15 protein-coding genes and 1 pseudogene are annotated in these 20,134 nt (G+C 58.7%); 9 read left to right on the top strand and 7 right to left on the bottom strand.

Annotation, left to right across the window (positions count from 1 at the left end; translation table 11 throughout):
* Positions 1–613: 613 nt before the first annotated feature.
* A complete protein-coding gene (locus AC0L28_RS02110; protein WP_419697012.1) occupies positions 614–787 on the top strand; it encodes a glycosyltransferase in 174 nt (57 codons plus the stop codon).
* A 148-nt stretch (positions 788–935) separates the two neighbouring features.
* Here the strand turns inward: AC0L28_RS02110 and AC0L28_RS02105 are convergent, their stop codons facing one another.
* The 4 genes from AC0L28_RS02105 to AC0L28_RS02090 all read right to left on the bottom strand — a co-directional run bounded on the left by AC0L28_RS02105 (position 936) and on the right by AC0L28_RS02090 (position 5,665).
* Positions 936–3,020: an oxidoreductase gene (locus AC0L28_RS02105; protein WP_287227172.1), complete on the bottom strand. Its 2,085-nt coding sequence runs from the start codon at positions 3,018–3,020 to the stop codon at positions 936–938.
* Positions 3,021–3,177: 157 nt separating this feature from the next.
* Complete coding sequence (locus AC0L28_RS02100; RefSeq protein WP_287227175.1) at positions 3,178–3,924, bottom strand: FkbM family methyltransferase; 747 nt, start codon at positions 3,922–3,924, stop codon at positions 3,178–3,180.
* Positions 3,925–4,032: 108 nt separating this feature from the next.
* The gene (locus AC0L28_RS02095; RefSeq protein WP_287374573.1) at positions 4,033–4,611 is read right to left on the bottom strand and encodes an FG-GAP repeat domain-containing protein; all 579 of its coding nucleotides are present in this window, start codon (positions 4,609–4,611) and stop codon (positions 4,033–4,035) included.
* Positions 4,612–4,840: 229 nt separating this feature from the next.
* Complete coding sequence (locus AC0L28_RS02090) at positions 4,841–5,665, bottom strand: PIG-L deacetylase family protein (RefSeq protein WP_287374576.1); 825 nt, start codon at positions 5,663–5,665, stop codon at positions 4,841–4,843.
* Between the two features lie 89 nt (positions 5,666–5,754).
* Between AC0L28_RS02090 and rfbF the strand changes: the two genes are divergently transcribed.
* The 7 genes and pseudogenes from rfbF (at position 5,755) to AC0L28_RS02055 (ending at position 12,903) form a co-directional block, all read left to right on the top strand.
* Positions 5,755–6,594 (top strand): glucose-1-phosphate cytidylyltransferase, encoded by an 840-nt coding sequence (gene rfbF, locus AC0L28_RS02085; protein ID WP_077381112.1) that lies wholly within the window; start codon positions 5,755–5,757, stop codon positions 6,592–6,594.
* Positions 6,530–7,573, top strand: coding sequence for an NAD-dependent epimerase/dehydratase family protein (locus tag AC0L28_RS02080; protein ID WP_287227182.1), 1,044 nt, complete (start codon positions 6,530–6,532; stop codon positions 7,571–7,573). The genes rfbF and AC0L28_RS02080 overlap by 65 nt, the downstream gene beginning before the upstream one ends.
* Positions 7,574–7,598: 25 nt before the next feature.
* Positions 7,599–8,846 carry a class I SAM-dependent methyltransferase gene (locus AC0L28_RS02075; RefSeq protein ID WP_473475248.1) on the top strand — a complete coding sequence of 416 codons (1,248 nt, stop codon included), beginning with the start codon at positions 7,599–7,601 and terminating at the stop codon, positions 8,844–8,846.
* Between the two features lie 44 nt (positions 8,847–8,890).
* Positions 8,891–10,063: a class I SAM-dependent methyltransferase gene (locus AC0L28_RS02070; protein WP_287374581.1), complete on the top strand. Its 1,173-nt coding sequence runs from the start codon at positions 8,891–8,893 to the stop codon at positions 10,061–10,063.
* A 146-nt stretch (positions 10,064–10,209) separates the two neighbouring features.
* On the top strand, positions 10,210–11,382 hold the full coding sequence (locus AC0L28_RS02065; protein ID WP_287374584.1) for an acyltransferase family protein: 1,173 nt from the start codon (positions 10,210–10,212) through the stop codon (positions 11,380–11,382).
* A gap of 158 nt (positions 11,383–11,540) precedes the next feature.
* Positions 11,541–11,680, top strand: a pseudogene (locus tag AC0L28_RS02060) (IS630 family transposase); the annotation flags it as partial.
* 167 nt (positions 11,681–11,847) lie between these two features.
* Positions 11,848–12,903 carry an acyltransferase family protein gene (locus AC0L28_RS02055; RefSeq protein WP_287374586.1) on the top strand — a complete coding sequence of 352 codons (1,056 nt, stop codon included), beginning with the start codon at positions 11,848–11,850 and terminating at the stop codon, positions 12,901–12,903.
* A gap of 802 nt (positions 12,904–13,705) precedes the next feature.
* On the opposite strand, the gene AC0L28_RS02050 is transcribed toward AC0L28_RS02055, so the two are convergent.
* Together AC0L28_RS02050 and AC0L28_RS02045 are read right to left on the bottom strand one after the other, a co-directional pair.
* Positions 13,706–14,995 carry a glycosyltransferase family 4 protein gene (locus AC0L28_RS02050; RefSeq protein WP_287227196.1) on the bottom strand — a complete coding sequence of 430 codons (1,290 nt, stop codon included), beginning with the start codon at positions 14,993–14,995 and terminating at the stop codon, positions 13,706–13,708.
* Between the two features lie 23 nt (positions 14,996–15,018).
* A complete protein-coding gene (locus AC0L28_RS02045; RefSeq protein ID WP_287227199.1) occupies positions 15,019–15,981 on the bottom strand; it encodes an NAD-dependent epimerase/dehydratase family protein in 963 nt (320 codons plus the stop codon).
* Positions 15,982–16,302: 321 nt separating this feature from the next.
* Here AC0L28_RS02045 and AC0L28_RS02040 point away from each other — a divergent pair, with 321 nt between their 5' ends.
* Positions 16,303–17,643, top strand: a complete 1,341-nt coding sequence (locus AC0L28_RS02040; RefSeq protein WP_287374588.1) for a nucleotide sugar dehydrogenase — start codon at positions 16,303–16,305, stop codon at positions 17,641–17,643.
* A gap of 208 nt (positions 17,644–17,851) precedes the next feature.
* Here AC0L28_RS02040 and AC0L28_RS02035 read toward each other — a convergent pair whose 3' ends face one another.
* Positions 17,852–20,134, bottom strand: a complete 2,283-nt coding sequence (locus AC0L28_RS02035) for an FG-GAP repeat domain-containing protein (protein WP_473475246.1) — start codon at positions 20,132–20,134, stop codon at positions 17,852–17,854.

Raw genomic sequence — 20,134 nt, 5'->3', positions numbered from 1 at the left:
GACAATACGCCGTCTATCGCCCGACGTGGTCCACACCCAGAATTTTCCGCATGCCCGCCATTCGATAGGGGGCGCCGCAAGCAGCAATCGTGTTGCACATGCATTGTGACTGGCTTGCAGAACTTGACCGCCACGCGATGAACCGAGCCCTCGCGCCAGCGATCTCACCGTCGGTGCTCAGAACATGTCGTGACGGCGGCGCACGTGCTTTGCTGAAATGGGCACAATTTTCGCAGTCCTGCCGAATGGAGCGCCCCCGCGAACCAGGACGTCGCCGTAGCGCGAATACCAGGAAAAGTATTATTCGTTGGCCGTGTGTCGCCCGAAAAGGCATTCACACGCTGATTGAAGCTTGGCAGACCGTTATCGCGGCCTGTCCTGAAGTCCCGCCGCGAGATCGTCGGCCCCATCGGCAACGCTTTCTCGTGAGTTCCTGATTGACCTGAGTGCGGACCGCGAAGTCTGCGATCTCGCTCGCTTCTACCACAACGGTAGCGCATACCCCGGTCCCTACTATGCCGCGCTGCGCGATGATCCCACTCTGAGCTTCGTTGGCACCCTGCCCTACGAAGAATGGCCGCGCGATATGCCGAAGCAACGCTTCTGATAATCCATCTCTCAGCGAGTCCTTCGGAATGAGCCTGTCGAGGCGCTGTCGAATGGTACTCCTCTCGTAGCCACTCGCGTCAGCGGCATGACCGAAATCGTGGAAGCGACTGGCGATGGCGTTGTGGTTGAAAACAATGACTCGGAAGCGCTTGCAGCCCATATCATCGGCCTTTCTTGATATGCAGGCGGGCGGCGAACCTGGGACGCCAGGAAGCCGCGCGGGTCGCGGAGCTCTATTCGTGGGAAAAATTGCCCAGTCGACCCGGGACCTGTACGATAAGGCTTTCGTCATCCACCGTTCACGGCTTGGAAAACCGCTCTTTCGCTCAGCGCCGGGCCTTGAACGACGTGAACACCGAGCCCGTGTCATCTCCCCACTCCCAGTTGACGGCGAGTCCGACCCGCAAAATTTGAAGGGCGGCGTCATCGGGGTATATGTCGGTGAGGCTTCGCTGCATCACCAGTTCGTCGTCGATCAAGATTGCAAACCGATTTCCGTCGAATGCAACGCGCATGCGAAAAGGTTTTCCCCAAACGACCTTGTCCGCCACATTGGTCCAGACCGCGTCATAAAGTTCCTCAAAGCCGAGCCGCTTGATGAACACCGAAATCGAAGCACCCTGATAGACGTCGTCGAGCCAGGTCGTGACACAAACGTAGTTGTCGCTGTCTTGCCAGAAGAGCAGTCCTGCCCGGCTGCGCTGATCTTGTCCTCGGCGCTCCCCAGGAGGCCTGATTGTGGCCTCGAGGTCGGCGAATCCCGGTAGGTCCCATGGCAGCGAATAGAATGTTCGACCCGGGTTCGGTCTGTCTACGCTCGCGCGCACATGGGCGCTGCCCAGCCCGTCGACCTCAATGACCCCGGTGCCCAATGTTCTAGCCCATTGCCCGCCGCCCAGCTCCGACGTGCGGCGATCCAGTTCGCCGGCAGTACCGGTAAAGCCGTCGGCATAGGACAGGGTTGCTCCGAGTTGGTTCCAAGATGCCCCCAGAGGCGCCATCAATGGGATGGGAACTTCGCAAGGATGAGCCTCGAAATTATGCCAGCGCGGCTCGCTGCCGAAGCTTTTCCATATACCTACTCCGGTAGCGTTCTCAACTGAATCGGCCTCGACAGACGCTCCAAAAAGGCGAAACCCGTCCAGAAAGCAGCTCACCTGACCGTTCCAGTCAAGAATCTGGACCGAATGGGTAGTACATTCGCGCAAAGCGTGTTCCGTACCGGTCGCGATCGTAATCTCTTTGCCCGATTGCTTGCGCACCAAGGTCCATCCGAGCGTCGACAGTTTCAGCACCCAGAAATTGTCGTTGTCCCGAAACCGACAGACAAGACCACACACATCCGAGACGGCGCCAATTGCCAGTAGCCCGTGGATCAATCCTGAAGGGCGACCAGGATCGACGACGGATAGGTTATCGCCAGCGTCCTGCGAAAAATGCCACCGTCCCCCGATTGCAGCGATTTGCCCCGGCCAGCCTTCGACGAGTGCATCGGCAGCGTGGGCGGTGCCAAACAGCGTCGAAAATTCAGGTATCCGCCCGACTTGAACCGCTTGGACGCGTGTGTCGACCCGAAACCCGATCTGGCCAAGTGCCGACTGATGAACACCCGCAAACAGCTTTTCGTCCTTGTTGAAAGGATCGATCGCGATCGGACGCATCATCGGAAAAGCGGCAAGACCGTGGGCTTTTTGGTCGGCGGCCGCATAATAGACAGCGCCCTGCTCTCGCAACGCCACGACATAATAGACATGAACGTTCTTTAGGCGCCGAAACGCACTCAGGCATTGCTTTCCTACACGAGCCCACAGCTCGCCGTTTTCGCCTTCGGCGGCATGCACGACAAAGCCGCAGCCCTCTTCCACGGGATTAATCGGCGCCTCACTGGGGAACCAACCGACAGCCAGGTTCTCGTTGATGTTCGATCCCCGGTAGGTTCTGGAGGTGCTAAGCGTCCACCACCAAAAACGGCGAAGGGTGAGCCTCTTTCGTGGCGCATGTATCAGGGAAACCAAACGGCCCGGCCATGGATCAATGCCGGGTCCTCGCAGCCAACGGTAGACTCGCCTGGCGAGGTCTTCAGGCAAAGGCGATCCCTGCGATGTGTTGTGGCCGTTGGTGATCGAGACCAATAGCACCAGACCAGCCTCTCGCTGAAAGGGACCATAGGAGATCCCTTGCCGGCCCCAGCCTGGCCTGACGAGCGGTTGGAAACGAAGTGCGCCGTGATCGATCGCGATCTGACGTTCGATGTCGCGTCCTCGCCTGACACCTCCCTTGACTGCCAAGGTGCCAATTACCGCACCGCGGGCGCGTTCATCTTGAAAATTGTCTGCGACAAGAACCTCCGGCCGGCCAACGCCGGATCCAGCCTCTTCAGCAGTTTCTGCCCAGTCATGACGGTGCAACAACTAAGACTCTCCTCACGTCGTCATGGCGGCGCGAAAATCGTACGAGGTTGTTCAAGGCATCGACGCGTCGCTGCCCCGGGCAGAATTCGCGACCGCTTCGCTTGTCCCGTTTGATCACGCTTGCTGTCCTTGCATGAGATTCCCAGCCATGGCGCCACTAAGATCGTTGCGCGAAGACGTGTTCTACCTGCCATTCTCGATTACCATAGGAGGCTGGCAACTGTTTCAATGCGTAGCCTGCAGCAGTCAGGAATTCCGCGATCTTTCGGGCCTTGCGGTCGAGTCCCTCGCGCGTTGCATCGTCGACCTCATAAATCACCTTCGGACGGTGCCCACGCAGCGTTTCCATCATACCGCCCAGGACGTCGATTTCGGCGCCTTCCACGTCGATCTTGACCAGCGAGGGCGGCCTGAGGCCTCGGTGGGCGATGGCATCGTCGATAGCGACTATGCTGACGTCCAGGCGGCCGCTCATGTCCGGCGGTGCTCCCGCCGAGGCAAGCGCGGCGCCGCCGATGTGGTGGGCGAGCAGTAGCTGCCCACGGCCGGTTGTCGCGCCCGCAGCTTCGGCGAACACCCGTATCGTGCCGAACCCACTGAGCCGCGCACTTTCTGCGACAGCGGCGGCGTTGCGGGGAACTGGTTCGAACGCATAGACTTGGCCGCGCGGCCCGACTCGGCGCGCTGCGATGAGACAGAAGAAACCGATATTCGCGCCGATGTCGTAAAAGACGTCGCCAGGCGCCAGGTTTGCCGCGATCGCCTGTTGCATGGGCGGCTCGTACGTGCCGCGCACAAAGTTCGGATCGGCGCTCTTCGCCACGAGCTTGAGACCGGCGGCCTCTCCCTTGGCAATGACGCGCGCATGCCCGAACGCGCCGAGGAACCTTGCCGTCAATGTCACGCGCTCTTCCCCATTCTGCGATGCTTCGGACGCGGGCTAGCCCGGCCGCTCGCGGCGAAGGTGACAGATTGTGCGCCCGGGATCGAGCCCGACAACGGTGGCCGGCTCCTACTCCCTCCGGCTGATCGCTACTCCGATCGTGGGGCCACATCTCATCTTGGGCCTACCTGCCCGGCCTCTCGGTCCGATGGAACGGTGCCACGTTGCGCAAGCATGGATCGCCTGGGGGGCATCCCACCCGATCGAGACGATCTCACGATCGCCGTCGCCGTCGAGGTCGACGGTGCGGGCGCCGAAATGGCTCTCGACACCCTCGTCGACCAACTGCTCGATCAACCGCCCGCCGCCCAGATTGCGCCAGAGCGAAAGGCGCAGGGCGCCGCGGTGCTCGCCCATGACGAGGTCCGGCCGGCCATCGTCATTCATATCGGCCGCCGAAAGACTGTTGAGCGAGCTGCGCGAGGTGGCCTCCTGCTGCTCCCAGTTTTGCCTGATGTCGCCGGGATTGCGCCACCAATGGGCCTTCGCATGGTCGGCCACCTCGCCGATCGCATGTTCCTCAAAGCCCCGCGCTGACGCCTGCTGCGCCTGAAGCCACGCCAGGTTCAGTGTCTCGCCCCCGCCGCGCTGGGCGATCACTTCCGCGCGTCCGTCGTCGTCAACATCGGTTGCCGCGATCGCATCCACTCCCTCGCCGAGCCGGATCCTGTTCCCATTCACCTTGCCAGGGATCGGCCGGCCGGCGATACCAGAACGGACCCGAGGCTCTGTCTTGGATGGGACGGCGGCGCATCCAAAACGGGCCGCAAGTCAAGTCGCAGAGGGATCGAAGCCGCCCCGCAGCTTTGGGTCGAACCCCGAAGAGGTCATGGCCGCCCCGCCGACTTCCTCCCGAGACGCTTCAGGCCGCCTACGTTCACGCATTAAGCTCGTATCGCGTGAACATCTCGTGCTCGCTCAGCAGCCGATTCAGCCAATCGCCCCCACCTATATCCGCCAGGATAGGCCAGTCGTCGAGTCCCGCCGGCCGCTCCATCTGGGACCGGTGAGCCGCCAGCGCGTGACGTTTTACATCTATCACGTCGCCGATAAAAGCGTGGGAGTTGAACATCTTAACGCCGCGCAAGCCGGCAAGGGTCCGGACCGTCTGCCGCAATGCGACGCGACTGAGGCCAGGCACTCGATCGTGCAGGCGGACCCACGGCCACTGATACCAGTACCAGACGGGATATTCGAACACGGTCACGCGCCGGCCATACAGCTGAAGCGCGCCTCGCGCGCCACGATTGGTGGCAACATGGTCCGCGGGCGGCTCTTTTGCATGGGTGACGAACACGCTCTGCGGTTGCCAAACGAAAAGCAACTCAGCGATCGCCTCTGCGATCTTGCCGATATGATGCTTTGCCATCCCGTCGGGAACACGCAGGAACCTGACCCGATCGGCCGACCCGCCCAACCGGCAAACCGCCTCGATCGCTTCGTCCTCGCGGGCGATCCGCAGTGCCTCACTGTCAACCCGATTTGCATGGGACGCCGAGCCGTCGGTAACGAAAATAAACCGGACATCGGCGCCCGAGCTAAGCTTCTTGCTGGCGACCCCTCCACATCCCAGCGTTTCATCATCGGGATGGGGTGCGATGATGACCGCCGATGCCTGCCAGTCTGCTACGTCGAATGGATGAGACCGGTTACACATCGCTCTATCGAGCATAGCGCCAATCGTATGCCTGACGTCATGCATCGATGCTTCCGATCATCCCTTCTTCGGTGTGGTTCAACCCGACCTGCGCATGGTAGCAAAACACTGTAGGCGATTGGGGTGAGAAAACAATGAAGGTAGGAATTCTTGCTGGCGGACTGGGAACACGGCTAGCGGAAGAAACCGAGATCCGGCCGAAACCAATGGTCGAAATCGGAGCAAAGCCGATCCTTTGGCATATCATGATGCATTATTATGCCTATGGTCACCGCGAATTCGCCGTCGCGTTGGGATACAAGGGCGAATACATCAAACGCTGGTTCAGCGACTATGTCGCATTCGATGGCAGCTTGACTGTCAATGCTGCATCGGGAAGCGTCAAGCGCCACTCGAACTCGCTGCCTGACTGGTCCGTCGATCTTGTGGAGACGGGACTGAATACGCTGACGGGCGGCCGCATAAAACGCCTGATCGACTGGATGGGCGACGAGACATTCATGCTCACCTGGGGCGATGGGGTTTCGGACGTCAACCTTGATAAACTGATCGCCTTTCACAAATCGCATGGCAAGCTTGCAACGATGACGGCGGTGCGTCCGCCAGCACGCTATGGGCACATCGAATTCGACGGCCATCGCGTTGTCGACTTCACGGAAAAGCCACAGGCCTCAGAGGGTTGGATCAATGGCGCCTTCTTCGTGCTCGAGCCGGGCATAAAGGACTATATCGATGGCGACGATGTCATGTTCGAACACGCGCCAATGCAGCGGCTCGCGACTGACGGCCAACTGATGGCATATCGCCACGAATCCTTCTGGCAATGCATGGACACCATCCGCGAAAAGCATCTCCTTCAGAAATTGTGGGACAGCGGGCAAGCGCCCTGGAAAACATGGGAATTGATCGATGAAAGTTCTGGTTACAGGCCACCTCGGCTACATCGGTTCCGTCCTGACTCCGATGCTGCTTGAACGCGGCCATGACGTCACGGGCCTGGACAGCGACATCTTCCGGTCATGCACTTTCGTAGGAACGTTGGCCGATGTGCCGACGATCGAGAAAGACATCCGTGACGTCGAAATCGACGACGTCGCCGGTTTCGACGCGATCATCCATCTCGCCGGACTGTCAAACGATCCGTTGGGGGACTACCGACCCCAGCTTACCGAGGAAATCAACTGCGGCGCTTCGGTCAGGCTCGCGCAACTCGCCAAGGCCGCCGGTGTCCGGCGGTTCCTATATGCCTCCTCTTGCAGCAATTACGGCGCGGCAGGCGACAGCTTTCTAACTGAAGATGCTCCCTTCAACCCGGTTACGCCTTACGGCGCCTCGAAGGCGAATGTGGAGCGAGCGGTCGCCCCGATGGCGGATCAATCGTTCAGTCCGACATTCCTGCGTGCGTCCACTGCCTACGGCCTGTCGCCTCGCATCCGCTTCGATCTCGTGGTCAATAACCTGACCGCCTGGGCCTACACGACCGGCCTGGTCTATCTCAAGAGCGACGGCTCGCCATGGCGTCCGATCGTCCATGTGGAGGACATCGCGCTGGCTTACATCGCGGTACTCGAAGCCGAGCGAGAGCTGGTCCACAACGAGGCATTCAATGTCGGCTTGACCACGGAAAACTATCAGATTCGAGAGATCGCGGAGTTGGTGCAAACGATCGTTCCCGACAGCCGGGTGAAGTTCGCGCCCGACGCCGGGCCCGACAAACGGTGCTATCGCGTCGACTGCACCTATATCGGTCGCCGCCTGCACGGGTTTAAGCCGCAATGGACAGCGCGGCGGGGTATCGAACAGCTCTATCACACATTTCGAGCGGCAGGCCTTGCACTTGGGGATTTCGAGGGCGAGCGGTTCAAGCGCATCGCCCATGTGCAGAAGCTGATCCAAGATGGTGAACTGGATACCGATCTGCGCCGCACTCCGCAGTTAGCGGTAGCGGTTTGAACAAACACAGCCGGGAGCCATGGCCATGATGATTGCTGGTGCAGCCTCTGTAACCGAGCAGGTTTGCCGCTCCTGCGGCGGAAGTCACATCGACACTTTCCTGAAGCTCGGCACGACGCCGCTTGCCGATCGGCTTCCGTCGAGCATCGACGATGGCGAGGAGGAACCTGTCTTTCCGCTCAGTGTCGCCTTCTGTGGTGATTGCAGCTTGGTGCAGATCACGGAAACGGTGAACCCCAGGATTCTGTTTGCCGATGCCTATCCCTACTACTCCTCGTTCTCGCAAGCGCTGCTGAGGCATTCCCGAGACAATGCGCGTGACTTGATCGAGCGTCGTAAATTGGACGCCAGCAGCTTTGTGGTCGAGTTGGCGAGTAACGACGGCTATCTCCTGAAGAACTATGTCGAGGCGGGGATACCAGTACTCGGCATCGACCCGGCCGAAGGACCTGCCGCCGCTGCGGAAAAAATAGGCGTGCCGACACGCCTGGCTTTTTTCTCCCGCGAACTGGCGGAGAAGCTTCGCCAGCAGGAGATGCGAGCCGACGTCATTCACGCAAACAACGTCCTCGCCCACGTGGCCGACACCAATGGCTTTGTTGCAGGCATTGCGCGATTGCTCAAGGACGACGGCGTTGCGGTGATCGAGGCGCCATATGTCGAACCAATGATCGATCATTGCGAATTCGACACGATCTACCATGAGCACCTCTGCTATTTTTCTGTGACGGCATTGGACAAGCTGTTTCGACGCCATGGCCTTTATCTCAACGAGATAAAACACTTGTCGATTCATGGCGGTTCACTTCGCCTGTATGTCGAAATGCGGGAACATGTCGGAGCGAGCGTCACCAACCAGATCGCTCATGAAAGAGCACGAGGGATCGACGCAATCGATTACTATCTCGATTTTTCCGCGACGGTCGACAAACTGAAGGTCGAGCTCTCCACATTGCTGCACCGGCTGAAAGCCAGCGGCGCCTCAATTGCTGCCTATGGAGCGGCGGCCAAAGGCGCCACCTTGATCAATACAGTTGGCATCGGACGCGATGTGATCGACTTCGTCGTAGATCGCAACATTCACAAACAGGGCAAGCACATGCCCGGTCAGAAAATTCCTATCCGTCCCACGGAAGCTCTGTTGGAGGTGCAACCTGACTATGTTCTGGTGCTGGCCTGGAACTTCCTCGATGAAATCATGGAACAACAGGCTGAATATCGAACCCGGGGCGGAAAATTCATCGTGCCCGTGCCGAACCCGCGGATCGTGTGACCGTGCAAGCCCGAAGCGCTGCCTGCGCCGAGACGCGTGAACCGGTGACGAATTCGATCCGCCTTCGCGGCGATTGTCCGGTCTGTCGGCGCAACGATCTGCTGCACTCGGTATCATTCGAAGCCATTCCGTTTTCGTGCAATTCCCTGCACCCTGACTCAGACTCGGCCATTGCTGCGCCGACTGGCCAATTCGTCCTCGCGTTTTGCCGCAGTTGTGAACATTTCTTCAACGCGGCGTTCGAAGATGGTCGGATCGGCTATACGCAGAATTACGAGAACTCCCTGCATTTCTCGCCACGCTTCGTGGGCTTTGTCGAGGATCTAGCGGGTCGCCTGTCCACTGCCTACGCACTTGACGGAAAATTGGTCGTCGATATCGGTTGCGGCAAGGGTGATTTCCTCAAACGGCTTTGCTCAACCAGCGGCGCCAGAGGCATTGGTTTCGACAGGAGCTTCGAAGAGAATCGGGGCGACGACGTCGCCGGCGTCGAGTTCATCAATGACTGGTTCAGCGATGCCTATCCGGACGTCAAGCCTGACTTCGTCTCCTGCCGTCACGTCCTGGAGCACATAGCCAGCCCGATCGCCTTCCTGCAGGGGCTTCGCTCCCATCCAGGCGTTGAGCCGAGCACCGTATTTTACATCGAGGTGCCTAATGCCCTCTATACATTGCGCGACATGGGAATCTGGGATCTGATCTACGAGCACGTTTCCTATTTTACGCCTCACTCGCTGCGGGCAGCAATGCAGACAGCAGGCTTCGAGGTGCTGGACCAGGGCGCGTCGTTCGGTGACCAGTACCTCTTCATCGAAGCCAAGCCTGTCGAAACCGGGATGACGGCCGATTCTTCCAGGCCTGGAAAGATTGATGCGTTGGTCCGCCGCTTCGACCAGACCTATCGCGACAAGGTCGCCTGGTGGCGCAACTACCTTGCAACACGGGACCCGGAGCAGACCGTTGTCTGGGGTGCGGGATCAAAGGGCATTACATTCGTCAACATCGTTCCTGAAGGGGCGCGGATTGGGGCGCTGGTCGACGTCAACCCGCACAAGCAGGGGCGCTTTGCTCCTGGCACCGGGACACCGGTGGTTGGTCCCGAGAGCCTGCGCGGCAAGCCCCTCCAGTCTATCGTCGTGATGAATCCGCTCTATCGAGACGAAGTTGCCCAGGCCGCATGCAAGCTCGGTCTCTCAGCGGAGATCATTGTGGCATAATTCGGCGACGTTGCGGCTTGCGCTTTGCGTCTGTGATCCCACCGATGTCGATCCGGTCTAGGTTGACTGGAGCGCCCGCCTTGTAGGCAGCGACGAGAGGAAAATGGAAAGCCCAAGCCCACGTTGAAGTCGGGAACCCTTCCGGTATGGTTTTCAATGTTCAGGTCATGCGGGCGATCGCCGCGACTTTGGTGGTCTGGGTTCATACCCAGGAACTGATCGTGACCGACGTCCTTCCGCATTGGCTCAGGAGTTTTGGATACGGAGGTGTGGACCTATTTTTCGTCATAAGTGGATTCATCATGGTCCGCACGACACAAAATAAAAACATACGGCCCATTCAATTCTACAGGAAGCGTATCCTTAGGGTGGCCCCTCTGTACGCGTTTTTCACAATTCTTATAGTGATTTTGAGCGCGACCATGCCTGATGTTTTAAACAGCACTCAAATAGAAGTTTCTCAAATCGCAAAATCTCTAGTTTTTATTCCGTTTGAGAAAACGCCAGATAGCCTTTACCCAATTTACTACCTTGGTTGGACTTTGAACTACGAAATGTTTTTTTACAGCATTTTTGCAGTCGCGTTGTTGTTGCCCAAACGCGCCAGGCTCATGGCGATCACCGCTGTTATCGTCTCTCTTGCCGGTATCGGAAACAGCATTGGCGGTCTTTCCGATTATGGGGTCGCGGCTTTTTTCTATACGCGGCCAATCCTGATGGATTTCGTATTGGGAGTGCTGGCGGCGAGCTACTTCCACGATTCGGCGCGCACCGCCAGAAATCCCATGAGGTGGTGGGTATGCCTCGCCGCCGGGGTCTCTTGGCTCGCTTTTGGAGGGGAAGTCATCGGTTTCGGCGACGTCCCCGTCTCGCCACCGACCGATACCTTCCTGAGGTTCGGCATCGCATCCGGCTTGATTGTGGCGGGAGTAGTCGGGCTGGAGCAATCAGGGACAAGGATCGGCTCTCCACTGATGCAACGTGCGGGTGACGCAAGTTATTCGATATATCTGTCACACTATTTCTTTATCGCGGCGGTCATCGCCCTTGCCAATCGGCTAGAGTTGAACGACGCGGCTCGCGCCCTGCTCGCGCCCGCCACCATGGCGGCGGCGGTAGGCGTGGGTTTCGCAACCTATCATCTGCTTGAGCGTCCTTTCGCTGGTGACCTCGGCATCTACCAACGCCTCGCCAGGCTGTTTGTGGCACCGCCTCCCATGCAGCCGCGCGCCATTACCGAGGAAACTGTGATGGGGACTACCCGGAAAGTCCAAAGGCCAGATGCCTTAGAGTCTGACTCACAATCTAATATGACGTGAAACCAGTACCTTGCGATTTTCCGGATGAGCGGGTGGACGGACGCTCGGTAGATTCAGGCGGTGGCATTCGGCGACCCACCCTTTGCGGCTGACGGCCTGACTTTACCACTCCATCGACGTCGATCCGTTGCAGGTTGACCGGCCTCAGCCAGCAGTGTCGCGATCTTCAGGCCGCCATCCACCGCTTCATCCGCGAATACAATGCCGAGAACCCGCGACCATTCATCTGGAAGCCAACCCCGATGACATCATCGCCGCCCGAAACCGCGGGTTCCAAACGTTGGAATCAATCCACTAGGTCGTGAGGCACGTACCTTCGAAAGGATGAATTCGGCTCTCAAAGGACGAACTTACAATGCCCATCGGCGGCCTCTAAGCTCACTTTGACGCGCTCTGCCCAAAAACGGGTCTCCTTGCTGAGATCGCAATGCCCGACGCAAGAGGTCACTTCTCGAAGGCTATCAAATGAGTGATTTCGACTTACGAAGGCCCAACGCTCTAAGCTTCTTCCGGCTATTCTTTGCGTCGCTTGTTATTATATCCCACTCGCCGGAACTTATAGATGGGAACTCGAATCGTGAGGTGCTGAAGAACATCTTCGGTACGTTGACCTCCGGCCAGGTAGCTGTTTACGGCTTCTTCTTCATTAGTGGCTTCCTCGTGCTCGACAGCGCGATGCGAAGCAGCATCTACGCCTTTATGTCCAGACGTGTACTTCGTATAGTTCCGGGTTTTGTTGCGGCATACTTGATCAGCATTAGTCTGGTATTTTGGCTTGGAGGTGGTGACTTTGATGAACTATCTCCGAGCCAGTGGGCGGCTAAGCTTTCCAAAATGGCGCTCTTGCTGAACCCGGCGCAGGTAGGATCGGCGTTTGCCGGGTCCCATGCACCAGATGTTAATGGATCACTATGGACTATTGCATACGAGTTTCGCTGTTATGTGCTTGTGGCAATTGTGGTATTCTGTCTCGGTCGCGCCACGCTTGTCTTTTCGATCATGTCAGTGTCACTGGCCATAATCCTCGTTAGTTCCATTTCGCAAGGTGTCTACTTCCGCTACGACCTTGGAAACTTTGAGCCCATCGGTAACGTGGACGATGCCGTACGTTTTACGATGATATTTTCCATTGGGGCGTTGTTTCAGCTGCTCAAGGAGAATGTGAGGAGGAGCAATCGGGTAGCGCTTTTGTGCTGTATCCTTCTCATAGGCGGGATGTGCTTGGAACGGCTAGCGCCCCTCGCAGTGGGCGTATTTGGAGGTTATCTGGTCCTGTATTTGGCGTTTCTAAACGAGAACAGCGTCTTGAATTCGATTAACCGAAGGAATGATATATCGTACGGCGTGTATCTCTACGCATGGCCGATTCAGAAGCTACTGATCATGTATGTTCCGGCAATCACGCCTATGCAGCTAACGATCTTGACCTTGCCTATAGCAGTCTGCGCGGGCTTTCTCAGCTGGCATCTTGTTGAGAAACGCGCGATTCATATGCGGCTGCCGATCCTCCGCACTGCATAGTTCGGCTGTCGTTGGGCCGGTGCCCATGTTTGAAGACGACCTCGGTCGAAGCCGACGGCTCCGCCCGTCGGATAGACGCGGTTTCGCTCGCCGGACCGCCAGCACATGCTCGACGTGCCAGTTCCCATTGGCGTAGGAAGCGGGCAGAATGGTTACACATAGTCCATCGATGCCATAAACGACGCGATCGCCCGGGCCTTGCGCTGAAGCCCTCGCGCCTGGCGTCGTCGAGCTCATAGATCACCTGTGGGCGGTGCGCACTTAGGACCGACCGCTTCGGCGAACACACAGATGGTGTCGAACCTGTTGGGCCGAGCGCTCTGCTCAATCGCGGCAGCGCTTTGCGGCACCGGTTCAAATGCGTAGACGCGCCCTGCCGCCCCCACGCGGGCGCGCCGCAATCGATGTCGTAGAATACGTCACCTGCGTTCAGGTTCGATGCAAGTAGCTGCTGGACCGGCGGCTCGTAGGCGCCCCGCGCAAAATCTGGGTCGCCGCCTCGCGTTACGATCCTGAGGCCACCCGCCTCGCCACCAGCAATGCGTTGCGATTTGGAGAACAGATTGCGGAGCGTTACAGCCAGGTTCACTCGGCCTCCTTCACTCCGCCTTTTGGGCTGGGTGCACCTGACGGCCGTTAGGGAAGAGAACGGCGGGCCTGACGGGCCCATTCCAATCCGACATGGGTTGGCCGTAGACCGATACGCTCACCGGGTTGAGCGCTACACTGAGGGTCGCCGCATGCGCATCACATCGGCCTACAAGCTGCGAGGCACTTGGCGATCGCCGCCCACCGCTAAGGCTCAATGGCTCACGATCTTTGTGGAAACATGGACCCGCGTGCCTGGGCGCAGTTTCTGATAGACGGACTTGAGCCGTTCTGCGCGCGCCTCCCACGAATACAGCTCGACGGCACGCTTGCGCCCTTCGTTTCCCATTTCGCTTGCCCGGACCGTATCCTCCAGCATCGTGATCAATGCCTGGGCGAGCTCGCCAGGAGCATCGACTTCGACCAGCATCCCGGTGCTGCCAGCTAGAATGGATTCACACATCCCGCCCACGCGCGTTCCCACCACCGGTATCCCGCAGGCCATGCCCTCCACGACCGATATTCCGAAGCTCTCGCTGAGTGACGGATTCACCACAATGTCGGCCTCATGGTACGTCGCTACGAGGTCCTTGTGGGGCACGTTGCCCACGAAGTGAACTCGATCACGTAACCCGTGGCTCTCGATGAGTTCCTCTAAGTGTTCCCGATATTTGCAATTGCCCCAGCGATCGTAGAAACGGCTCAACGCGGTAACCCGCGGATCCGACGAGAGGCTGGTCACGAAGTCCACCGGAAGCGGCGAATGCGGCCCTGCGATCCGAAGTTCCACGTCCGCGAACCTGGCCGCAACCTCACTGAAGGCCTCGATCAGTGTGTGAAGCCCCTTCTCTGGCGACACCCGCCCAACGAACAGGATAACACGTCGGGTTCTGGTGGATGCGGAAGCCCGCTGCTCGCTCGGCCGAAAGTAAGAAACGTCCACGCCGTTACCGACAGTGGCAACGACGCCAGGATAGTCCGGGAATGCAGAACGAAAGGTCCTTGCGATGTGGTCGCTGACGGCGACCACCGCATCCACCACCTTGAGCTGACGGGCCACCTGATCGCGGTCACGCTGTGACAGCCACTCACACTGCATCTCAAGCACGAGCCGATGAGATGAGCTGGCTGCCTTCAGTTCCCGGCACCATTTCCAGTAATTCATCAAATGGACGATATCTGGTTGATCGACGGCGAGGTAGCGACGAACCTTGTTACGATATTGCGAGTGGTCATCGGCCTTCCGATCCAGCCACAACCAGCGCGCCAGACGCGGAAACTGGTGGATGACCCGCTGCAGCGCGTGGTCACGCCGCGCCGGAGCCCGCCGCACCGCGAACGGCAGGTCCGCGGGCACCGTATCGTCTCGATAATGCTTGCCATAGAGCGTAATCTGCAGGCCTTCGCCGAGCCGCAGCGCCGTATTGTAGACGATCAGCCCGATTGAGTTTTGAACAGGCGGAAAAAGTCTATCGTACGGCTGACCGACGTATACGAGCTTCATGTCACTCCCCACCGTCAGCTCGTTCAGGCGACTCTTCTAAGTGCAGGGCGGTCTTCCGGTCGGGAGAGGTGGTCGGCGAGGCGGCGAATGCCCTCTTCGAGCGGCACCAGGGGGCGGTTCAATATAGCCTTCATCTTGTTCGTGTCAGGACAGCGGCGCGTCATGTCGCCCTCCGCAAGGGGCGGTCCGAATTCCAACTTCGATGACGAGCCCAGCACTTCGATGACAAACTCGGCCAGCTGTCGAATGCTCATTTCCACGTCGCTGCCCACGTTGATCACTTCGTTCTCGTGCGCGCGCGTCCGATGAACCGCGATGCAAGCGTCAACCGTGTCGTCGACATAGCAGAAGGTGCGTGTCTGCGAACCGTCCCCGTAAATCGTCAGGGGCTCGCCGCGCAGGGCGGCACGCACAAATCGCGGCAGAACGAAATCCTCGCTCTGACGTGGTCCGTAGGTGTTGAAGAAGCGAAAAATGGTAAATGGCAGTCCAAACTCACGCTGAAAAGTGCGCAGATAGACCTCTCCAACATTCTTCACCACTGCATACGGCAGACGTGAATTAAGCGGCGTGGTGCTCTCGTTTTGAGGAATCTCGAAAGGCTCGCCATATACCTCCGATGACGAAGCGAAGTAGACACGCTCGGCGCCGGTGTTCTTGCATAGCCTCAGCACGTTCTCGATACCGGTGATGTCGCGCAGCACGAGCAACGGATTTGCCAAAGTCCGCTGCACACCGACCACGGCTGCGAAGTGGAAGACGTGGGTGAAATGGAAGCGGTAGAACAACGATGAGATGTCGTCGAAATCGTTTGCATCCGCCTTTACTACGGTCAGATTGCCCGCGTCTATTCGTACCTTGTCTCGACTTCCGGTCGACAGGTTGTCAGCGACGACCACCTGGGTCTGAGGTAGCTTGACCAACGCGCGAGTGAGGGCACTGCCAATATTGCCCGCTCCACCAGTTACCAGGATCGATTGCGTCATAATCCCCACCTCAACCGAACAGTTTAATCGACTGACGCAATGTGCGTCCCTTCGCCAAACGCGGCATCTTCGATCTCGCGAGCGCAGGTGGCTCCCAGATCCTTTACGTCGCTTGAAAGTTAAATGTGGCAGCGCAAGGTTTATTTGACAACGTGGCTTGGGGTAAGCATTTCGGCTGTTCTCCCAATGGTGCAATCCATGCTATTTTCAGCTGTGGGGTTGGCTAAGCGCATACATTTTGCTGATTGCTGTGAACTGCTTCCCCGCGGTAATTGAGGCGATCCTTTATTGTCGACATTGAAGCGAAAGTGCCAGCATCTCATGCAGACTGCTCCCGACCTTCAGGAACTGCTTAACCGCATCCGAACGCGCGACTACACCATTGGGATCATGGGCCTCGGCTACGTTGGTTTGCCGCTCGCCATGATCTCGCTGGACGCGGGGTTCAAAGTCATCGGTTTCGACATCGACGCGTCTCGGGTTGCACTTCTTAACCGCGGAGAAACCGGCATAGATCATTTGCCTGGTGCTGCCATCAAAGTGGCTGTCGACAGCAAGCGGTTTCGGGCCACCAGCGATTTCGCCGACCTAAGCGAACCCGACGCGATCTTGATAGCGGTGCCAACGCCGCTTACCAAAAACCGGGAGCCGAATCTGTCGTTCGTCGAAAACAGCGCAAGTGCGATCGCGGAGCGGCTGCGCCCTGGTCAACTTGTCGTTCTGGAGTCGACGACTTGGCCAGGAACGACGCGAGAGGTCGTGCAGCCGCTGCTCGAGGCGACGAATCTTTCTCTAGGAAAGGACTTTTTTCTCGCCTATTCGCCCGAACGGGTGGACCCAGGCAACGACGTACACACCACCGCCACAGTTGCAAAGGTGATAGGCGCCGACGACCCATCGTCCCTACAGGTTGCCAAGGAACTGTACGACCAGATCATCGTGCAAACCGTTCCCGTGGCCTCCACCGCAACGGCAGAGGCTGTGAAGCTGACCGAGAACATATTTCGCTCTGTGAACATTGCGTTGGTCAATGAGCTAAAGGTGATTTTTGACAGGATGGGCATCGACGTCTGGGAGGTGATCGAAGCCGCCAAGACCAAGCCGTTCGGATATATGGCGTTTTATCCAGGCCCCGGCCTCGGCGGGCACTGCATCCCGATCGACCCATTCTACCTGACCTGGAAGGCAAGAGAGTACGAAGTAACAACACGCTTCATTGAGCTTGCCGGTGAAATCAACACGAACATGCCGCATTATGTGGTTGACCGCCTTGTGGAGGCCTTGGACCGGCGAGCCAGCCGCGGCCTGAGCGGTTCGCGGATCTTGGTGATCGGGATGTCCTACAAGAAAAACGTGGGTGACACACGAGAAAGCCCATCGTTGAAGCTGATCGACATCATGGAGCGACGCGGGGCAGTCGTTGATTACCACGACCCCTACGTACCGGAGATACCCGGAACAAGAGAGTACGCCACCCTGGCAGGTCGCTCCTCTGTGGATATCTGCGCTAGCAGTTTGGCATCGTATGATGCCGTTGTCATCTCGACAGATCATGATGCGATTGATTGGCAGAACATCACCAAGCACGCAAAGCTGGTGCTCGATACCAGAAATGCTTGTGCGCGTAGTCAGTCACGCACCGACAACGTCGTAAAGGCATGAGCGGCCGGACTTGCGCACTGGCTTGGTCAACCTGCTAGCGACAACGTCGAATAGTTTAACACGTCGAGCGGTTGAATTCATTCAGCGCATCGCATTTTTCCCGGACTTGAGCGTCGAGGCATGAGCGCCCGCGCAGCCGTGTAAACAGGTGGTGCCGGACGAGGTCGCTACGGTTCATGCGGCGCCGGCCGATGCTCACCCCTCCCCGTCAGCGGGCCTTTTGGTCGCCATCAGCATCCTTGCCGACCGCGTCATTCCGCCAGACATGGATCGCTTCGAATGCGTCCCATGCGATCGACACGATGTCGAGATCTCCGTCACCGTCGAGGTCGACCGTCCTTGCTCCCAGATGGCTTTCCATCCCTTCGCCGACCAGCTGCTCGATGAACCGTCCCCCACCCAGATTATGCCAGCTCGAGAGGCGAAGTGCGCCGCGATGCTCGCCCATGATAAGATCCGGCCTGCCGTCCCCAGTCATATCGGACACTGAAAGGCTATTAAGGGAACCGCGCGAGGTGATTTCGTGTTGCTCCCAGTCGGAGGAGCTGTCGCCGGGGTTGTGCCACCAATACGCCTTAGCGCTGTCGGCTTTGCCATTTTCCTCGGTCACGACGATGTCCGCACGTCCATCGCCATCAAGATCGGCGGCCGCGACGCGGTCGGGATAGACCATTTCAGGAATTTTTCCAACATGCCGAAGCTCCCAGTCTGGCGAGCCGTCACCTGGATTGCGCCACCATGCGACCGTCTTTGCATCGCCGGTCGTGGCGACAAGGTCAAGTAGACCGTCGCCATCGATATCGGCGAATGCGATCCCTTCATCAGACGCTTCGGCGCAGATGCGGGTGCGCGGCCATGGCTCGACTGTCGGATCGTCAGGAATCTTAAAATAGAAAACCCCACCGCCACTCGAGACCGCCAGCTCCGGCTTCCCACCTTTTACGACCTGGGCTAGCGCATGGCCCTGAGAGCCGAGCTCATGACTGGCGGCGGGAACCTCTCCAATCCCGTGCTCTTCAAAGCGGCGCGCTTCAATGTCCTCGGCATGGAGCCACACCAGGTGCAGCGCCCTGCCTCCGCCGCGCTGTGCTATGACCTCCCCGCGCCCGTCACCATCGAGATCCAGGGCTGCGACCGCGTCCACACCCTCGGCAAGCGGGGTCCGTTCCCATTCTGTGTTCCAGGCTTCGGACGGTTGACGGTACCAGAACGGACCCGAGATGATGTCAGTGAGATCATCACCATCCATGGCGGAAAAAGCGATCCCAAAGGAGCGGACGTGCCCGTTCGTGATGCGATGATAGGTCCAGCGGTCGAGGCGGACCGATGCAGGCGGATCCAGCCGATTGATCCACACTCTGACAGGCGGGTTGCCCACCCAGTTCGCCCCATAGATGTCAAAATCGCCGTCCCTGTCGACATCGGCGACGACGCCGTTGTGGAGACCCACATCGTCGATCACTTGACGGGCCCAGCGCGTTCCTCGCCCGTCGATATTGTAATGGATCGCGAGCTTGCGCTCCTCGGTCGTATGCATCTGCCCGACAACGACATCGTTGTCCCCGTCTCCGTCCATGTCGGCGGCCTGCAGCGTATGGGCGCCCGCGACAGAAGGCTGAATGACATGGCGGATCCAGCGGCCCGTCGGTCCGGCGAGGGGCTGGAACCAGGCGACGTCGTCAGTGTGCTCGGAACTTGAAGTCAGAATGTCGGCGCGGCCGTCCTGGTCAAGGTCGGTGACAAGCGCCTTGAATGCAGGATTGAACGGACCAAGCTCGTAGCTGCGCCATAGTGCTGCATCGCGTGCTGCCGCTGCGCCTGGATTCGACGCCCATACTCCGTGCAGGACGAGATCGACATCAGCATCGCCGTCAATATCACCGATTGCCATTCCCTCTTCGCCAAGGTTGAAGAAGAACAAGCCCACGCGGGTCCAGGAGCTGGGGCTTTCTTGGAAGAAAATCATCACTTCGCCAGGCGCCCGAACGACGATATCAACGAGGCCGTCCCCGTCGAAATCAGCCGCCTTGATGTCTTTGCCCCAGCTGCCGACTGCACCGATTTCCCGACGCTTCCAGCTGGGACCGTGGGTCGGGTTACCATTCGGCCGCGGGTTCTCGAACCAGACGAGATTGACAGCATCGGGCCCATCGGCCGTGACGATGTCGGGATCACCGTCCCCATCGATGTCGGCAAGCACGCCGTCGGTGGTGAACTCGACGCGGGGCCTCGCGATTACGGTGTGAACCAGATCGGGCCACCGCCACCAAGACATCGCATCCTCGGGGAAGCCGCCAAGAACGAAATCTAGTCGACTATCGCCGTCTATATCGCCAACAAGCTTTACGTCTCCTGAATAGGGGGCAATCTCTTTGCGTTCAAAAACAAGACCCGACTCTAGAATTTCTTCGGCAGGTCCCTGTCCCTGAGCGGCGTCGCAACTTGCGAGGGTGTACCCGATCATCAGGACCGCGATCAGGCGGCCGAACAT

It is taken from the genome of Mesorhizobium sp. WSM4847 (assembly GCF_055811335.1).
This window is presented reverse-complemented; position numbering and strand designations above follow the sequence as displayed.